13 protein-coding genes and 4 tRNA genes are annotated in these 16,816 nt (G+C 30.8%); all 17 read right to left on the bottom strand.

Annotation, left to right across the window (positions count from 1 at the left end; genetic code table 11):
• Positions 1–83: 83 nt before the first annotated feature.
• Entirely contained in the window at positions 84–3,686 is a 3,603-nt protein-coding gene (locus tag C8C83_RS16485; protein WP_132011815.1) for a hypothetical protein, read from the bottom strand.
• Entirely contained in the window at positions 3,683–4,771 is a 1,089-nt protein-coding gene (locus C8C83_RS16480; RefSeq protein ID WP_121329501.1) for a metallophosphoesterase, read from the bottom strand. Before C8C83_RS16480 ends, C8C83_RS16485 begins: the two co-directional genes overlap by 4 nt.
• A gap of 224 nt (positions 4,772–4,995) precedes the next feature.
• A tRNA-Trp gene (locus tag C8C83_RS16475) sits at positions 4,996–5,070 on the bottom strand.
• A gap of 110 nt (positions 5,071–5,180) precedes the next feature.
• Positions 5,181–5,254 (bottom strand) — tRNA-Ser (locus tag C8C83_RS16470).
• 91 nt (positions 5,255–5,345) lie between these two features.
• Positions 5,346–5,420, bottom strand: a tRNA-Gly gene (locus tag C8C83_RS16465).
• A 2-nt stretch (positions 5,421–5,422) separates the two neighbouring features.
• Positions 5,423–5,494 (bottom strand) — tRNA-Trp (locus C8C83_RS16460).
• 4 nt (positions 5,495–5,498) lie between these two features.
• Positions 5,499–6,869, bottom strand: coding sequence for an SDR family oxidoreductase (locus C8C83_RS16455; RefSeq protein WP_132011814.1), 1,371 nt, complete (start codon positions 6,867–6,869; stop codon positions 5,499–5,501).
• Between the two features lies 1 nt (position 6,870).
• Complete coding sequence (locus tag C8C83_RS16450) at positions 6,871–7,560, bottom strand: hypothetical protein (protein ID WP_132011813.1); 690 nt, start codon at positions 7,558–7,560, stop codon at positions 6,871–6,873.
• Between the two features lie 20 nt (positions 7,561–7,580).
• Positions 7,581–8,393 carry a hypothetical protein gene (locus C8C83_RS16445; protein ID WP_132011812.1) on the bottom strand — a complete coding sequence of 271 codons (813 nt, stop codon included), beginning with the start codon at positions 8,391–8,393 and terminating at the stop codon, positions 7,581–7,583.
• Positions 8,394–8,516: 123 nt separating this feature from the next.
• The gene (locus C8C83_RS16440) at positions 8,517–9,992 is read right to left on the bottom strand and encodes a tyrosinase family protein (RefSeq protein ID WP_121329497.1); all 1,476 of its coding nucleotides are present in this window, start codon (positions 9,990–9,992) and stop codon (positions 8,517–8,519) included.
• Between the two features lie 40 nt (positions 9,993–10,032).
• Positions 10,033–10,461, bottom strand: a complete 429-nt coding sequence (locus C8C83_RS16435) for a hypothetical protein (protein WP_121329496.1) — start codon at positions 10,459–10,461, stop codon at positions 10,033–10,035.
• A gap of 18 nt (positions 10,462–10,479) precedes the next feature.
• Positions 10,480–11,421, bottom strand: coding sequence for a multicopper oxidase domain-containing protein (locus C8C83_RS16430; protein WP_233566100.1), 942 nt, complete (start codon positions 11,419–11,421; stop codon positions 10,480–10,482).
• A 196-nt stretch (positions 11,422–11,617) separates the two neighbouring features.
• Entirely contained in the window at positions 11,618–12,418 is an 801-nt protein-coding gene (locus C8C83_RS16425) for a TatD family hydrolase (RefSeq protein ID WP_121329495.1), read from the bottom strand.
• Between the two features lie 315 nt (positions 12,419–12,733).
• On the bottom strand, positions 12,734–13,606 hold the full coding sequence (locus tag C8C83_RS16420; protein ID WP_121329494.1) for an AAA family ATPase: 873 nt from the start codon (positions 13,604–13,606) through the stop codon (positions 12,734–12,736).
• 1 nt (position 13,607) lies between these two features.
• Complete coding sequence (locus C8C83_RS16415) at positions 13,608–14,624, bottom strand: RNA ligase (protein WP_121329493.1); 1,017 nt, start codon at positions 14,622–14,624, stop codon at positions 13,608–13,610.
• 265 nt (positions 14,625–14,889) lie between these two features.
• The gene (locus C8C83_RS16410) at positions 14,890–15,660 is read right to left on the bottom strand and encodes a hypothetical protein (protein ID WP_121329492.1); all 771 of its coding nucleotides are present in this window, start codon (positions 15,658–15,660) and stop codon (positions 14,890–14,892) included.
• Between the two features lie 64 nt (positions 15,661–15,724).
• A complete protein-coding gene (locus tag C8C83_RS16405) occupies positions 15,725–16,255 on the bottom strand; it encodes a hypothetical protein (protein WP_121329491.1) in 531 nt (176 codons plus the stop codon).
• Positions 16,256–16,816 lie beyond the last annotated feature (561 nt).

Genomic DNA, 16,816 nt, shown 5'->3' with positions numbered 1-16,816 from the left:
AATGCGCAATGTGAATTGCGCATTTTTTTGTTGTTATTGATATTGTTGTTATTACTTTAGTAGATTTTGCTGAGCAAGTTTATTTAATTTAAAATTTCTTCAACTTTACTCAAAGCTTCACTAAAAGATAAAGGTTTTGATTTAGAACTAACATAACTATTATTAGAATTATCAATTAATAAATTAATTTGAAAAATTCCTCGATCATTAGAATCCTTTAACAATTTTTCCTTTATGCCAAATAAAATCCTTTGCACTTTAGCATAAGATTCATCTTCTCTAGACAGATTAAAAATATATTGATCTAAAAAATTTGCAGCATTCGAAAATATTCGATCAAAATTATTATCTAAATAAATCTGATCAAAAAAGGATTCTAATATTTTATAATTTTCAATGACATCGTAATTTATAAAATAACTTGCATAAGCACGATCATATAAGTCAACATTCAAAAATTTAAAATAATACTCAACAGCTTTTATAGACTTTAATTGAAAGAGAACATTTAATGCATTTGATACAAAATACTTATTAATATCATTGTCAATATTATCTAAATAAGTAACAGCTTTTTCAATACAAAATTCTTTCTCCAATCCTACTTCTAGCAGTATAGAAATTGCGTCCCATGCCTTAAAAGAATAAATATTTCTACAACATTCTTTTAATAATTCAATATCATTCTCAATTTTATAAAAACTTAACAATTTAGTTTTAAAATTATATTCTCTACCTTCTTTTGATAAATATCTTCTAATTTCTGGGAAAACTAATTTAAGATTTTTTTCAAGAGCATAGTTTATATGTTTATCTAAAACAAATGTCGAAAGGTTATTATTTTTTATGTTTTCTATAACCTTAGCATTAAAAGTATCATTATCATTAATATTCTCTCTAAAAAAATCAAACCAAGATTTATCCTCATCAACATATGCTGTAGTTTCAGGAATAATTAAAGAATTAAGTAGAAAATCTTTTGGCAAGCGTATTTTTAATTTACGTGAAAAATAAATTACTGCTTCCCATTTGTAATAATTTGGTAATAATAAATAACCATTTTCATTTATTGAAAAAATTTGATCAAAATTAATCTCAGATATCTTTTTCTTAATCCAAACTTCTATAACCTCTTTTTGTGTCTCTTGAATTACAATTTTGTTTATTTTCTCATCCTTCTGCAAATCACCTTTTATTTCATCAAAAATAAAATCCTCATTCTCTAATATTTTTTTTACATCATTAAAAACAAGTGGTCCGTCTAATTCATAAACGAGACTTCTTAATATTTCAAATGAAGTATCAATTATACTACCATGACCATTATTGTTATACCAATCCGTATTGATTTCATAATATTTTTCCTGACTAATTTCTTCCCCATTACTATCAAAAATTTGCTTAAGTTCTTCAAGCAATTCATCAGTTTTAAACAAGATATCAAAGTTTTTTTGAGGCTTTTCTTCAAACTTCATTTTAATTTCCGCTATTTGCTCATCAGAAAAAAATTCTTCTTTAAAAACAAAACCATTCTTAATCATTTCATCATTAAAAACTCTAGCTATATCACGTTTTTGATTATTTGCAATTGAATTTCTGAAGTATTCAATTTCTCTACTATCTAATTGATTTGAAATCTTAAACTTATCTATAACAAACCATATGTTTTTGTGATTTACTAAACACGACAATGGATAATTAATATCTTTAAAATCATAGTTGTCAAGCAAATATTTAAAATAAATATTTGCCGAAACATCACTGATTCTAGAAATTAATTCCCTAACATTTCTTTCAAAATAAAAATGCGTTTTTTTCACACCAATATCCTTAAACAGCTTCGTTATAAAATTATTATCTACCCTATCAAATATTAAACATTTTTCAATTAATTCATTTTCATCACTTGTATAGATATCAATATTTTTATTTGGATCAAAATAATACTTAGCAAAATCAATAAAAATATCGGAATCTTTAATTTTCAATATTAATTGATTTAAAATATAACTGTTCGATCTAATAACCTCATCTGGGTCTATTCTCGGTTTTAAATTATTTGCTCTTAAAAACTCCTCTTTAATAAAGCTATAATATTTATCCACGTCATCAAATTCATTTATTATGTTTAGGAGTTCAACATTTATTTCTTTATTAGTTTCATCTTCAAATATTTTCAACAATTCATCCAAGTATTTTTCATCATTGACACATATTTTCATTATAGCAATAGACTGAAGCATTGCTGATTTAATTTGTTTAGAATTATCAATTGATTTTAAATTTTCAACTAAAAAAATTTTAAACCAATCGAATTTTTTAGTTAAGATATTTCTAAAAAAACTAATTAAATTTAGGGCAGAAATCCTAGCTCTAAATTGTATCTCTTGATTCCCAATTATATTAATTAAATAATCAAAATTCGTTTCACAATCTCCAAATTTTGCAATTTCATTTACATTAAAAGTCCTGTTAGTAGTTATCCAATATGTTTTATCGATACAAGTTTCTCTGAAATATTTTTGAAAAACTCTAATCTTTAATTTTTCATCTATTCGATCTGAATCTGCTCGAATTAATAATTCAATCTGATTTATTTCAATCCAATCAATTAATTGATTGATAGAATTTTCATCTGTAATTAAATTGAGCAAAAAAGATATAGAATTAAATAATGTAGGATGTAGTTTATCTAGATTATCAATCTTAATAATTGACAGTATCTCATCAAAACTTTTTTCAGCAAGAGTTTTGGCAACAAAATATTCCTGTAACTGCCTGTGTTCAAAACTAAATTTTTCTTGCTCATTTTCTAAATTGATAAAGAATGGATTCTCAATCAATTCTATATAACTATCTCCTACTGCATCATTTAATTCAACTGCTGTTATAAAATTTTTATGTTGGAATTCATTTAAAAAAGCAATTTTTTTTAATTCTTTAACTTCTCTTGGAATATTTATTACTCTTCTTTTCTGCACTTTTATTTTTTGAAGTTCCATATGTTTATTAACATAGGTTTCCCACATCTTAGCATCTGAATCGGGTAATTTTTTTTCAGAAATAAAATATTCTGCAAATAGATTTAAAAAAAAAGGAGTTTTTAAATATTGGTAATGCTTATCAGAAAGACTTAAATCTTCTAATCTTATAGAAAACTTTCTATTAAGAATGGAACTTGATTGCTTAAAGGTTAAATCTTCCAAATAAAATGTCTCAAAATTGGCAATATTTATCAAATATTTTTCAAATATATTAGTTCTACAGCTAATTACATATTTGTATTTTGCCAGTTTATGTTGATTCATAAAGATTTCAAATGCTGATAAAAAATCTTCTATTTCAGCAATTTCATCTAAGCCGTCTAATATAAATATTATTTGAGGAAGAGTTTTCCAATCTTTATAAGCAAGTAAATCTTCAAAATTATTTACAGGCCTAAAATTTTTTAAATTTATTGAAAAAGGTACAAGACCATTTGAATCAATTTTACTCCAAAGTCCATCAAACAAATTTTTCAGTTCAGTTGATTTTCCTATTCCTGGATTACCTAATAAAACAATTTTATCGTGCTCAAATATATTATCTTCTAAAGTTTTTTGCTTATTGATATTTTCTAAATAAAAATTAAACGATTTTTCATTAGATTTAATTACATGTCTTAATTCGTAATAATTCTGATTCATGATTTAAATTGTGATTTATCTAGAGAATATTTTTTAGCTTGTAACTCACTTTTGAGTTCTATTCCTTTGTCTGAAGGACCTTTATCTATTCCTGTCTGGCAAACATCAGTATCAAATACAAAATAATTAAATTCATATTTATACTTCCTGTAATGTATTCCAGTAATTTTCCCCTTATGTTGTAAGTCCAAATCTATAATTTGATATCCGGGCTGATAAGAAGAATTAGCTTCATTTATCTTATTTAAGCTTGCTCTTCCCCTAATGCCAAAACAATTATCAAATGATCCTTGATAATGTTTTTTAAAATCACTACTATGATAATGCCCATATAAATAAAATCCTATGTTCGAAACATTTAGACACCTTTGTACTTCTCTTATTTCAGTAAGATCATCAATAGGATGATGTATTAGGGCAATATTTAATTTTGTATCATATTCCCTAAGCGTTGTTAAACCATTAAAAAACTGATTTACACCAAACATCAACTTATCATCACAATCTAATTTTTGGCTTCTGCATCTCCAAGAATCATTGATCAAAATAAATCCAATATTTACATTTTCGAAATTATAACAAAAAACAGATTGATTACTTGAGTATTTATAATTTGATTGTCCTCGATGAAATTCTTCTTCAAATTCTTTAAATTTTTTAATTCTTTTACTATGCTTAAAATTTACATTTCTTTTTAAATGATCATCAATATTGTCTATCGATAAAGTTTTTGTTAAATCATACTCTTCTTTAAGTAATATTTCACTTTCATCAATATCATGATTACCAGGAACAAATAAAAAATTCTCTTTTGAGAACCCTAAAGCACTAATTATCGGATTAATAAAAATTTTCTCAAAGATACTATAGGGATTTGAATAAATTGATTTATCTTCAAAACCATCAATACTATAAAGCGAATGTCCTCCTCTATCTACTAAATCACCAGTAATAACAATTATATCAATTTTTTTTTCTTTATCAAATGATATTAAATCTCTAATTAAAGCCTCACAATATGTATTTTTAAATTCATCAAAATTACTTTTTGAGAGATGAATATCTGACAGGTGTACTATACGCATTATAAAACTTTAAAGTGTTTCAAAAATATAAATTTCTAATTATAATAGGCTATTTCAAATTAACAAATAAAAAACCAAAAACTCACAAAATAAGCTTACAAATCTATGTTTAAAAACAAATTAAATTATAATCTAAATACCTTTAAACTCAGTAACTGTAGTTTCATCACAAGACAGAAAAATAGCCCAAAGTATCTTCGTTCCTTTAATCTCCAAAAAAAAATAAAGGTGTGCAAAGGACTCGAACCTGCATCCTTCCCCCTTGGTGGGGAACGCTCTTCCAATTGAGCTAACACCTTCATTAGGATTGTATTTTTTTTATGCCACGAAGGCACAAAGACGCAAAGTTTTATTTTAAGCTTTGAACCTTTGCTTCTTTGTTCCTCTGAACCTTTAAAATAAATAAAATAAAAGCGTGCAAGGACTCGAACCTGCATCCCTCAGTTTAGCAAACTGCTGCTCTTCCAATTGAGCTAACGCCTTTGTATGTATTTGCCACGAAGGCACTAAGACACAAAGTTTTATTTTTAAGCTTTGAACCTTTGCCACTCTGAGCCTTTGAACCTCAAAAAATAAAGGTGTGCATGGGACTCGAACCCGCAACCGCTCGCGTGGTGGGCAAGTGCTCTTCCAATTGAGCTAACACCTTTGTCGGATAGTTGGGACTCGAACCCAAAACCACTGCGGTGGCTGCAATTATTTTTCCAATTAAACTACTATCCCATTTTTACCATTGAGAAACTTTATAGTTTTTCAATAAGACCCCAAATATACTTTTTCCGTTGATTCCGTCAACTATTGGATCAAAAATTCTACTGGCGCCATCTACAGAATCCAGCGGCGGAATATATCCTTCTTCAAATTGTTTTTTTCGCAAACTTTCTTTTGCTCCCGTCGAAATCCAGCCAACATCTACACTTGCCATAAAAATAGAATCAACCGCAAATTCCTTTGCCGATGTCAGCGTCATCATATTCAACGCCGCCTTTGTCATATTGGTATGCGGGTGAAAAATGGTTTTGTTGGTATAACTAAAAATCCCTTCAGACGAAGTTACATTTACAATAAAACGTTCCTCAAAATGGGAGTTCAGGAACAATGGTTTTAGCTCTTTTATTAAAAAATAAGGCGCAATTTGGTTGATCAAATTAACCTCAACCAATTCATACATACTAATTTCTTCCAGAGTCGAATTCCAACTTGTTTTTTCGCGATTGTCAACCGGTTGTCCAAAACGTGTGAGTTGTACTTCGGTTTGCTCTCCAGAACTATATTCTAATGCTTTTACTTCTTTTGTAACGGCAGTTTGATTTGCAATTAAATTTATATTCGACTGAAATATATCCAATAATTTATCTTCTTTTTGAATCAAAGGCTGATAATATTCATCGGTATATTTTATGGTTTGCGCTGCATTATTGATCAAAATATCCAAACTCTGGAACTTAGATTTATAAAACGAAATAAAGTCATTAATCGCGTTTAAATTTCTCAAATCTAAACCATAAACTATTAAGTTTTCTTTCCAGTTTTCGAAATCACTTTCCTGCATAAATTGCTCTAAAGCCAGCGCAGGAAAACGAGTTGTAAGCACAACATTAGCATTATTTCGCAACAATCTAAGCGCGGTTGCAAATCCAACTTTTACGCGTCCTCCGGTCAAAATAACGTTTCTGCCTTTTAAATCCAGATTCTGAAAACGTTTTGCATAATTTTCTACCGCACAATCCGGACAAAGCCTCGTGTAGAAACTATGCGCCAACTTATACGATTGATTGCAGCAATAACAGTTTTTAGGCAAATTTAATTCGGTAAATTGCTGTTCGTCAGGATTCTCTTTTTCCGAAAACAAAGTGATTCCGTTTAAAGCTTTTGACACCAATTCGGCATTTAGACTTGTTTGAAGATCTTCCTGCTTTTTTGAAGTATAACTTACAGTCCGAATATTCTTTTTTGCATTTTTATGAATTTTGGTAATCAAACCCGCAAACAAATTGTTATCCGGATTCTCAAACGGATTCTCTTTCAGCGCGTTTAAAACCTTGATACAACTTTGCCATTCTTCGTCACTAAAAGTATATTTTATATCTTCTTTCATTTTATTCTTCTAAAAAATGTTCTAAAAACCCAATGAATTTCTTTCCGTCCCGCGACCATCTCATTCCTTGTCCGTTTGGGATTCTAATTTCGTAAACGACATCATGTTTGTAATGAAAAAATACATTCCACCATGTTTTATTTGCAATAATATAGTGAACCAATTTTTCTACGGTTTCCTGTTTCTGTTGGTTATTTCCTTTTATTTCGCCAAAAATACTATCCTTTTTTCTGCCAACATGTTTTTCCCAAGCTCGCACAACAATCGAGGTTTCTGTATTAAAAGGCTGAAAACAACTTTCTAAAAGAATTTCTTTTGAAGGCGGAATTGCGGTTTCATCACGAACACTTGCCGATGTTAATCGTTGTCCCAAAATAAGCAAAATAATTTCGAATGGCGTATTTTCGAACATATTAATAATTTCGAATTTCAATCGATCCGAATTACTTTCTAAAGCTTCAAAAACAGCTTTGAAATAAGGCAAAAAAACTTCTTTAGAAATTACAATCTCTTCTTTAAAATAAGGCAATCCTGAAACTTCAGCATTTGGATTTTGATACCAATAAAACAGATTTTTCGAGAAATCGTTTAAATTTTCATCGGTAAGAAACGAAGCATATTTATCTTTCCATTCTTTTGGCAAGTTTGGTATTGTTACTTTTAATTTGTTATAAAACTGGTTCTCATTCATTATTTATTGGCTTTCGATTATCAAACTAAAAAATCTGAAATCAATCGTTGTTTGAATCGGTCAATAGGTTTTAAATCGACATTGGTATCTCCGTTATGAATATCAAAAGGATCATCTAAACCGCTGATTAATAAATACAAATAACAAAATATAAATGTAATCGCAGATGTTACCAAATAATCTGCCGAAGGGCTTTTGAATTTGCTAATCAATAAAAACGACATCACAATAAACAAAATACTTTGAAGCAAGATATAAGCTGGTTTGATGAAGTTGTTTCTCGAAATCGAATAGGCACGCGTAAGTTGTTTTCGCATTGCATTGGTATTTTCCTGTATGCCTTTTATGGCTTCTTTGTCAACGCCTCTTTCTGCAAAATAATAGGCAATTTCGTTTGATTTTCGAATTAAAGGAAAAATAACCGTAGAATCTTTTCCACTGGAATATATCCAGGCAATAATGCCATCGGTAATGGTAATCATTTCTTCGCGCAAAAAAGTACGGTTTAAATCTTCCTTGCACAAATCAGAAGTTCCTGTTCTTGGCGCTTTGAAAGCCAGATAAATCCAATCTTTGATCGCTTCCAGATTTGAAGCAACTTCTCCCGGGATTTTTTCGCTTTCTTTAAAATCGGTCATTGTTGCTGCCAATAATAATCCAAATACAAAAAATGCACCTGTAAAAATAATCGTGATATCTGACAATTCTATCAAGTCGTGAAAATCCTGTCCGTAGAAAGAAAGGTTTTTGAAAACAAAATTTTTAATTCCTAATATCGCTAATGCGGCAATTAATGATTTTATGATTATGGTTCTGTGCAGTACGAATTTCATTATTATTTTTTCGGCAAATTAAATAAATATAATCAAAATAACTGCTTCAAATTGGGTTTTAAATATATAACAAAAGCGCCTTGATATCAAAGCGCTTTTGTTTTTCTGAGTTTATACTTTAGCTTAATTTGCCTTTGATACACTAATTTTTTCAAGTGTTACTTTGGCATCTCCAATTCCGCTCTTTTTTATAATAATTTCAAAATTCTTATCGGTATTTACCAAATCATCTGAAATATAATACGAGAAATTAAGTTTTATTCCTGTTTCTGCTGCTGTATGATTTGCTTCGAGTCCGTGATCATGAGCAACTCCAAAGAAAGTCATTGTTCCCACATATTGATCTGCTTTTCCAGGATAACGTAGATAAACGGTGTAAAAATCTTTTGGTTCTTTGTAAACAACTACATCCAGATTTAATATTATTTTTGAGTTGGCTTCGGTTTTAAAAACTTTATTGGTACTTTTTGAGAATGCACTTGTCACTTTATGCGTAAAACCAGTATTTTCGATTGTTTTTCCGATTTTTTGTTCCCAAATAACTTTCTCTTTTGAATCCTGAAATGAAACTTTCTTTTTTGAAGTTGATTCATTAGAAGCCAAAACCGGAGTTTTAGATCCATAAAGCAAATTGTCATATTTATAATCTAAATTGAAAACGATCTTGTAGACTTCCTCCATTGTATAGGTAATATGCGTTCCGTCTGGTGCGATAAATTCATATGTCCAGGGATTTGCTTTTAACTGTTCTAATGTAGGACGCTGCCCATAAGCCGAAACATCCCAAGATTCCCAAATACGGTCAATCATACTGTGATGCAACCAAAAAACAGGATCAAATCCAGCCGAAGGAACATTTGCCATTAATCCTGAAAAGTCTTTTAATTGGTAGATTTCATTATAATAGCTTTCTTTTGGATCTGCATATTCTCCTCCAATAAGATCGTGCATAAAACCATGTGGCGCACCTTCGAGGTTTTTGCTAAATCCTGCCGCTCCTGTAAAAGAAGGATTTGTTTTTAATTCATCAAGTGCTAACTGAATTTGTGTAAGGTCATTATCAGGAATTGGTTTTCCGTTGTTAAGAACACTATATCTTGCTGGCGCATACAAAGAACCGGATTTGTCTCTTGCTTCTTTTGGCAAAATATTATCGACAACTTCTTTGCTTCCGTAGTTCCAATATGGTATCGCAAAATCTTGCTTTCCGGATAAATCCCTAACTATTTTTTCTAAATACCAAATGTACAATCTGTGCCATAAAAGAAAATTTAAGTTTGCAGCTTCTGAGTTTCTTTTATGCGTACAATCGCCCCAAGCCCACAATTTATCTTTGCTTGTTTGATATTGTGCACAAAGCTCATTTTTTCCGGCAATTGAATCCGGAATATTATGTATTGCGCCTTGATAATACCAACCAAGACCATTCTCACAGCCCATTTCGCGCATTTTTTTAAAGGCTGTATTCATTGCCAAAAGATCTGCTTGACCTTCGGCGGTGTTAACATTGTGTCGAATATATTTTACATTACCTGAACTCTGACCAAAGCCAGAAATTGTAATCAAAATAATAAATAATGATATAGTAATTTTTTTCATTTTGCTTATTTTTTAGGTTAATAATAGATTTGTTTTAATATTAGAGGACTTGAACTTCAAAGGTTAAAATTTCGGCATAAGCGGGATTTGCTTTATCGTAGATTTTGAATTTAACAATCCCGTTTCCTGTTTTATTGGCAGGAATAACATGAATTGCAATAAATCCTTGTTGATCTGCATTTAACTTACTGAAAGCAGAACCTTTTGGAATTCCGATTTGGCAAGCTCCATGCTGACACATAGAACAATCCCATTCTTTAGGAAAAGTATTCGAAACCGTTTCCCAAACCAGATATATGGGTTTATTGGATACGTTTTCGACTTTAATTTTAGAAATGTCTAATCGTTTATTTTTTTGCACACTTTCTTTATTTGTTGCATTTCCCACTACAGAAAAAGTGGGTTTGTTCTGTGCAGAGGAAAACGAAAAATAAAGGAGAATAATGAGGTAAAGTAGATTTTTTTTCATGGGGTGTTTGTTTAGATTTTAATAAAAAACCGGAATATCGGCCTGATGATATATTTTATTTGAAAGAGGATTTATAAACTGATATCTAATCTTTGCTTTTTGGGCAGTATTTCCTAAAAAAGCATACAACTCCAGACATTCTCCAGGATTAAGTTTTACATTATTTCCTGTAGTTAAAACCTTGATATGATTACCATTTCCTGATATAATCTGAAGTTTTGTATCCAATGGAAATAGAATATCATGAACATATAATCCTGCATTGACTAAACGGAGTAATACAGCATTTTGTTTCAGTTGAAAGGATTGTAAACCTTTGTTTTTCAGAAGTGTTTTACCATTTATCAGAAAGTAATTCGGTTTATAATCCGGAAGAAGTATTGGTTTATTCGAATCGTCATATTCTGTTCCCATAATAGCATCTGTGTGCCATTTGGTATCTATTTCGTTACTGCACCAAAGTATTTCGGTTGAAGGTTTATCAGCTAAGGAATCTTTTTCTTTTGGTCGGATAATAATTACTCCAAACATACCAGCCTGAAGATTGAACGGATAATTTTCAGGACTATAATACAAATAGGTTCCTGATTTTTTTGCCTGAAAAGAATAAAAACCGTGTTCCATGTGGTGAACCGGTTCTTTTTTATTCATTATTTGTTTTTGTTTATTCAGTTGTGTGAATTCAATTTCCTTACAATATAAAGAGACTGGATTTCCTTGAGAAATGTTCCAGAAATCGATTTTCACACTATCTCCCTCTTTTACATCAATATCATATCCCGGCAAAGTAACCTGTCCTGAAAGCGAATTGGCAAAACCAAAAGTTCTTATTACTAAATCTTTATTAATAAACAACTTACCGGTTGTTCTACCAATAATTAATCTTTCATTTTGAGCAAATGAAAATGTGGTAATTAGCAAAAAAGAAAATAGCAATATGATTGTATTCTGTTCTTTCATTTCTAAACTCCAATTAATATTAACATCCGTGGTTTGATATTAAAATTCAAAATTAGAGTTATTTAAAACGAAAAAACAGCGTATAAATACCTGTTTTTGTAGTAAAAATCCCAAGATAAAAAACTTAATCTAAACTACCGTTTAAGATGGATTATATAGAAGAATTAGTCTGTTTGGATTGAAGTTTGTTAAATTATTAAATGCCAAAAAAGTTCTTAGCATTTTTCGTAGTTTCCTCCGCAACTATAATACCCGAAACTCCTTTGAACTGTGCAACTGTTGCCGCAACAAAAGGCAGAAAAGCTGGTTCGCAACGGCGTTCATGGTATTTTTTCAAGAGATTAATCGGAGTGTTTTTTGGAAGCATAAATGGCGCATCGGTTTCGATCATCATTCGATCAAGCGGAACGTATTGAATTACTTCTTTTAAATGCTCAAAACGTTTACTATCCGAAATTGCTCCGGTAAAACCGAGATAAAATCCGTTATCGAGATAGGTTTTGGCTTCTTGCAAACTTCCCGTAAAACAATGTACAACGGCTTTTGGCAATTGTGGCAAATATTCTTTGGTAATGCTCATAAACTTTGCAAAAGCGGCTCTTTCGTGCAAAAACAAAGGTTTCTGAACTTCGATCGCCAATTCAAGTTGAGCTTTGTAACAAGTTTCCTGAACATTTCTGGGCGAAAAATCCCGATCAAAATCGAGTCCGCACTCTCCTACCGAAACTACGTGTTTCTGTTTTAATAAATTTCTCAGTTTCGAAATGCTCTGTGCATCAAAACTCTTCGCATCATGCGGATGAATTCCCGCCGTTGCATATAATATTCCCTGATATTCTTTTGCTATTCGAGCAGATTCTTCACTATTTCGTACGCTTGTTCCGGTTAGTATCATTTGCGACACGTCGGCGTCTAAAGCGTTTTGTACAACATCGTCTATGTCGTTTTGGAATTGTTTATTGGTTAGGTTAATTCCTATGTCTATGTATTGTTTCATTTCTTTTTTAAGTTGCTAAGGTTCTGAGAGGCTAAGGTGCTAAGGTTTTTTTCCTCTCTTTTACCTTAAATTTATTTTTTTATTATTTTTTGGAGAGTAAAGAGGCAAGAGACAAGAGGCAAGACTTTATGTTCAAACTTAATTTCTCTTTTCTCACACTGTTTATCTAACTTCTTGCTTCTTTCATCTAACTTCTTTCATCTTGCTTCTTGCTTCTTTCATCTAGCTTCTTTCATCTAGCTTCTTGCTTCTTTCATCTTGCTTCTAACTTCTCACACCTTTGTCCCTTTGTTACTCTGAACCTTTGAACCTCCTTTAAAAATCCCCATAATAAACCTGGAAGCACGGTAATTTCAGATCATTCCTCCAGGTATCCACTACTTGGTTTCTATCGTCGAGAACAAATTCTACAAAGTATTTATCTTTTATAGATTCGTTATAGATTTCGGTTTTGATGATGGAGTCTTTTCGGCTATCCTGAGTTTTTCGCATGATTAAAGCGTCGTATTCGATTTCGTGTTTTTCAAGAAACCTCAACGTTGGTTCTTTGTATCGGTCTTCTCTTCCTGAAACTAATAATATCTCGTAACCTAATTTCTTGTAATTTCTCAAAACATTCGCCACTGGATTATTGATTTCGTCCTGATCACATTTGCTTGCATCAAAAGGACTTCTTCCATTCATTAAAGCCAAAGTTCCGTCAAGGTCACAGATAATAGCTTTTGGCAAATCCGGGTTTTGGATTGCGTATTCCGGTGAATCTTTAAAGAATTGTCGGTGCATTTTTTTGATCACTTTTTCTCCAACTGGTTTTTCTCTCAAAGCATCTCTTTCAATACAAACCGCAACATCTGTATTGACTTCCATAACCTCAACTTCAACCTTTTCATTAAATTTTGTGTTATATTCTTTAACTAATTGTGAAACGCGTCTAAAATTAGTATCCGATAAATTGGTATCATCAATCACAATGCTTTTCCCTTCTTCCAAAGCTTTTACGATTAATAAATCACGTACTTTTTTAACGAATTTCTCGTTGCTTTGAGTTGTATTTCCGTTATCAAACATAGCGCGCAAATCGTCTCTGTTGATTCTTTTATAGGTTTCAGGATTATCTGCAATTATCTTTTTAGCCAAAGTAGATTTCCCACTTCCCGGCAATCCTTTCATTAAAATTACTTTTCTCATTTTATTCTTCTTCTCTATTAAACGGTTTTTCAAATGTTGGCCGAATCATTTTCCATATAATGACTGAATAATCTTTGTTATTCAGCATTGCAAATAATACGCCCGGATGTTTACAAGTCATGAAATAAAAAGCGGTTTCTTTGACCGTTTCTAATACTTTGAAATCCTTTTTTGCCTGATCTTTTATTACCGCATATTTATTTTCTAAATCTGCTTTGGTCTCTTTCACCCAATCAAAAAACTCATCCGGAACTCGTTCCAGAATTTCTTCCATTGGCTGATTGGTTTTCAAATATTCCCAGATATTCAAGTTAGAAACCTGAGTAATAATTCGGTGTAAACGAAGATACTCTTCAAATTTAATTTTTACTCTAAAGTTGTTTGCATATTTAATGATAAAACCTTCTTTGTTTGCAATATCCATTTCTTTTAAAAGGGAAATATCTTTGATTCCGTTATATTTTTCAACCAAAGGAAAACCAATATCTTCCAGCGGAAATTCTTCACCAGTTTGTGTATCAATAATAGCTAATAAAACCAATTCTTCCGCCGAACCATAATCTAAAACAATGCGGTTTTCGGGATAAATAATCTCGAATAAATAGGTTTTGTTTTTATCCAAAAGTGACCATGAATTTCTATATTTTCCCTGTAGCATTTCATTCGCTTTATGGGATTGTGCGCTTGCAAAAGAACCTCGGCTTGCCATAAACGGAACCTCATCCATCCAGTACAAAATTCCCATTGAACCGTCCATTTTATCATAAACTTCAAAAGTGGAATCCGGAAGTATTTGATTTTCCATTTCGCCTAAATTAAAAAACTTAGGAAAGGGTCTTGCAATTACATTCTCTTTTTCGTCCAAAATTAAACCTCTACACGCCAAAGTAACCTCATTCCAAATTCTCTCAAATTGTGCACTTTGCGTATAATTATAAATATATAAATCATGTTTAGGATGTTTGTTTACCCTTACATAATTTTTGGAAATCATCTCTTTTAAAAGCGTTGTATTCATTAGTTCTTTTCTTTGAACAAATATTCAAAAGTTAGTGCGCAATCATTTTGCGTAGGTTTTTTTTTAGGTACAAAGTTGCAAAGGTTCATAGAGGCAAAGGTTTTTGTTTCGTAACGGTTTCCTCATTTTATGTCATTGCGAGGAACGAAGCAACCACACTAAAAAAATTACATCAGGAACACCGCAATCAAAGTCGTCAATCATTGTCGAGCTTCTTACGGAGATTTCTCCTCTCTCGAAATAACAAACACAACGATCAAACCAATTAAAATTTTTCATTTAACATATCAATACATTCCTCTTTACAAGTCAAAAAACCATTTTCCGATTTGAATTCTCCAAAATTTTGAAGCAGTTTCAGCCAATGACTAACATATTGCTGCAAAATCATTTTATCATCAGCAGTAATTGATTTTCTATAAATAAAGGCGCTCAAATCATTGTAATGGCTTACAAAGTTCTTTTTGGTATATATTTCAATATCATTTTCGATAAGAGCAATATTTTGTCCGACATAAAAAGCTATAATTTTCCAAATATCTGTATCTGGTGTATTCTTCTGATGAAACTCTGAAAGTGAAAGAAAATCTATTTTGCCAAGTACTTCCAATTTCAAATTAAAATCATGAATTCCTTTTATAATTGGACGAATCTGAGTTCTGTATTCTGTTCGTGTCAGCATGGTCAAAACGGTACGAACAGCTTTGTAAATCGCCAATGTTTTATTTCTAATTTGTCTTTCGGTTATTAATAAATCATATTCCTGTTGATGTAAACTATACGTTTCAAGAACAGCATTATTTATGGAATCAATCCATGATTTGGTAAAAATTGTATCTATAATTTTCCCATTTTCGATAACCGCTAATGTTGCATTCCATTTCAGATTATATTCTTTTAAAAGAAAAAAGACCTTATTTTTTCGGTCTTCCTGCGTTTCCGGCATATCTTTTTTTGGAACTATAATAATAACATCCTGATCTGTAGAATCATCAGAACCATAAATATAATACGGATATGGGAAAATATTTTTCATTATAAATTGTATTAAATGAAGGCGCAAAATTGCTGCATCATTATGTGATTATTCCGTATAATTATTAATCATTTAAAAATTCGTACTTCAGATATTCTTTCAAACTGTTGCTGAATACGATTATATCACCACCCATAACAGAAATAACTGGAGAAAGATATTTATTCTCGAAAACAACAAGTACTCTGTGGTTGTAAATTGGAATGTAACCTACAATTTTAGAAACGTCAAATCCTGCTTCTGTTAAAACTTCTTCTGCATAAAACCTGAATGTATTTATATCTTCAATCAACCACTTTGATTTCTCAATATCTCCTGGATATTGGTAAAAAAAATTATTAAATCTTATTTCCTCTTCTCCGTCCGGATCAATTGAAATTTCCGGAGTATCTATTCCTCCCAGAATTAAAAGCATTTCTCTATAATCCCAAGGAAAATCAAAGCCAAATAATACTTGTAATTTATCGATTTCTTTTCTGCTAATACCTTTTATAAACTTGGTATTAGGTTGTATTTGAAATCCATAACAATCATCTCTGAGTTGCATTTTTTCGAACTTCTTTTCTGCTTTATATTTTATTTCTTTGATTGTCATAATCTAAAATATTTATGTTTTTAATTTTAAAAGAGGTAATGTTTAGGAATGGTTTAAATTTCTTTGGAACGAAGTAACCATTTCCTGACGACACTCTTTTTTTTTAAGAGCAATATTGTATAAGTGACGATTTTCATTTAAGGCGAAGTAACACTTTATACACGGCATCTTATAAATTCGAAAAAGCAACAATTGATGAGAATTCTTTTTGGAACGAAGTATTTCTCACATACGACATTTTTCAGTTTTAAAAAGAAGTTAAAGGCAATAAGAGAAACGGGGCTTGTCTTGCCAGAGTCGAACTGGATAACCTTGCTGTTTCTACAACTTTGCTATTCCTCCCCAAATTTGAGACGAAGTACCCCTTATTTACGACATTCTTTTTTATTTAAAGCATTGGATAATAATCAATAAGAGACTATATAATTGTGTGTTACCATTTCACTATCAGCCTAAACTGAACAGGATTCGAACCTGTACTACAATTCCCCCGAAGTAACTCTTATCTACGAAACCAATACTATTTTTTTTAAACAAGACAACATTCAAAAAGAAACATAT

This window comes from Flavobacterium sp. 90, from assembly GCF_004339525.1.
In the GTDB taxonomy this organism is placed as follows: Bacteria; Bacteroidota; Bacteroidia; order Flavobacteriales; family Flavobacteriaceae; genus Flavobacterium.
The sequence above is the reverse complement of the archived record's forward strand: the minus strand, read 5'-3'. Positions and strand labels throughout refer to the sequence as shown.

What these genes read in the sequence shown, in the direction of transcription:
- C8C83_RS16445 (WP_132011812.1), bottom strand. Translation starts at nt 8,393, where the DNA reads ATGAAATTCGTACTGCACAGAACCATAATCATAAAATCATTAATTGCC.
- C8C83_RS16405 (WP_121329491.1), bottom strand. Translation starts at nt 16,255, where the DNA reads ATGACAATCAAAGAAATAAAATATAAAGCAGAAAAGAAGTTCGAAAAA.
- C8C83_RS16410 (WP_121329492.1), bottom strand. Translation starts at nt 15,660, where the DNA reads ATGAAAAATATTTTCCCATATCCGTATTATATTTATGGTTCTGATGAT.
- C8C83_RS16430 (WP_233566100.1), bottom strand. Translation starts at nt 11,421, where the DNA reads ATGAAAGAACAGAATACAATCATATTGCTATTTTCTTTTTTGCTAATT.
- C8C83_RS16480 (WP_121329501.1), bottom strand. Translation starts at nt 4,771, where the DNA reads ATGCGTATAGTACACCTGTCAGATATTCATCTCTCAAAAAGTAATTTT.
- C8C83_RS16425 (WP_121329495.1), bottom strand. Translation starts at nt 12,418, where the DNA reads ATGAAACAATACATAGACATAGGAATTAACCTAACCAATAAACAATTC.
- C8C83_RS16415 (WP_121329493.1), bottom strand. Translation starts at nt 14,624, where the DNA reads ATGAATACAACGCTTTTAAAAGAGATGATTTCCAAAAATTATGTAAGG.
- C8C83_RS16440 (WP_121329497.1), bottom strand. Translation starts at nt 9,992, where the DNA reads ATGAAAAAAATTACTATATCATTATTTATTATTTTGATTACAATTTCT.
- C8C83_RS16455 (WP_132011814.1), bottom strand. Translation starts at nt 6,869, where the DNA reads ATGAAAGAAGATATAAAATATACTTTTAGTGACGAAGAATGGCAAAGT.
- C8C83_RS16450 (WP_132011813.1), bottom strand. Translation starts at nt 7,560, where the DNA reads ATGAATGAGAACCAGTTTTATAACAAATTAAAAGTAACAATACCAAAC.
- C8C83_RS16485 (WP_132011815.1), bottom strand. Translation starts at nt 3,686, where the DNA reads ATGAATCAGAATTATTACGAATTAAGACATGTAATTAAATCTAATGAA.
- C8C83_RS16435 (WP_121329496.1), bottom strand. Translation starts at nt 10,461, where the DNA reads ATGAAAAAAAATCTACTTTACCTCATTATTCTCCTTTATTTTTCGTTT.
- C8C83_RS16420 (WP_121329494.1), bottom strand. Translation starts at nt 13,606, where the DNA reads ATGAGAAAAGTAATTTTAATGAAAGGATTGCCGGGAAGTGGGAAATCT.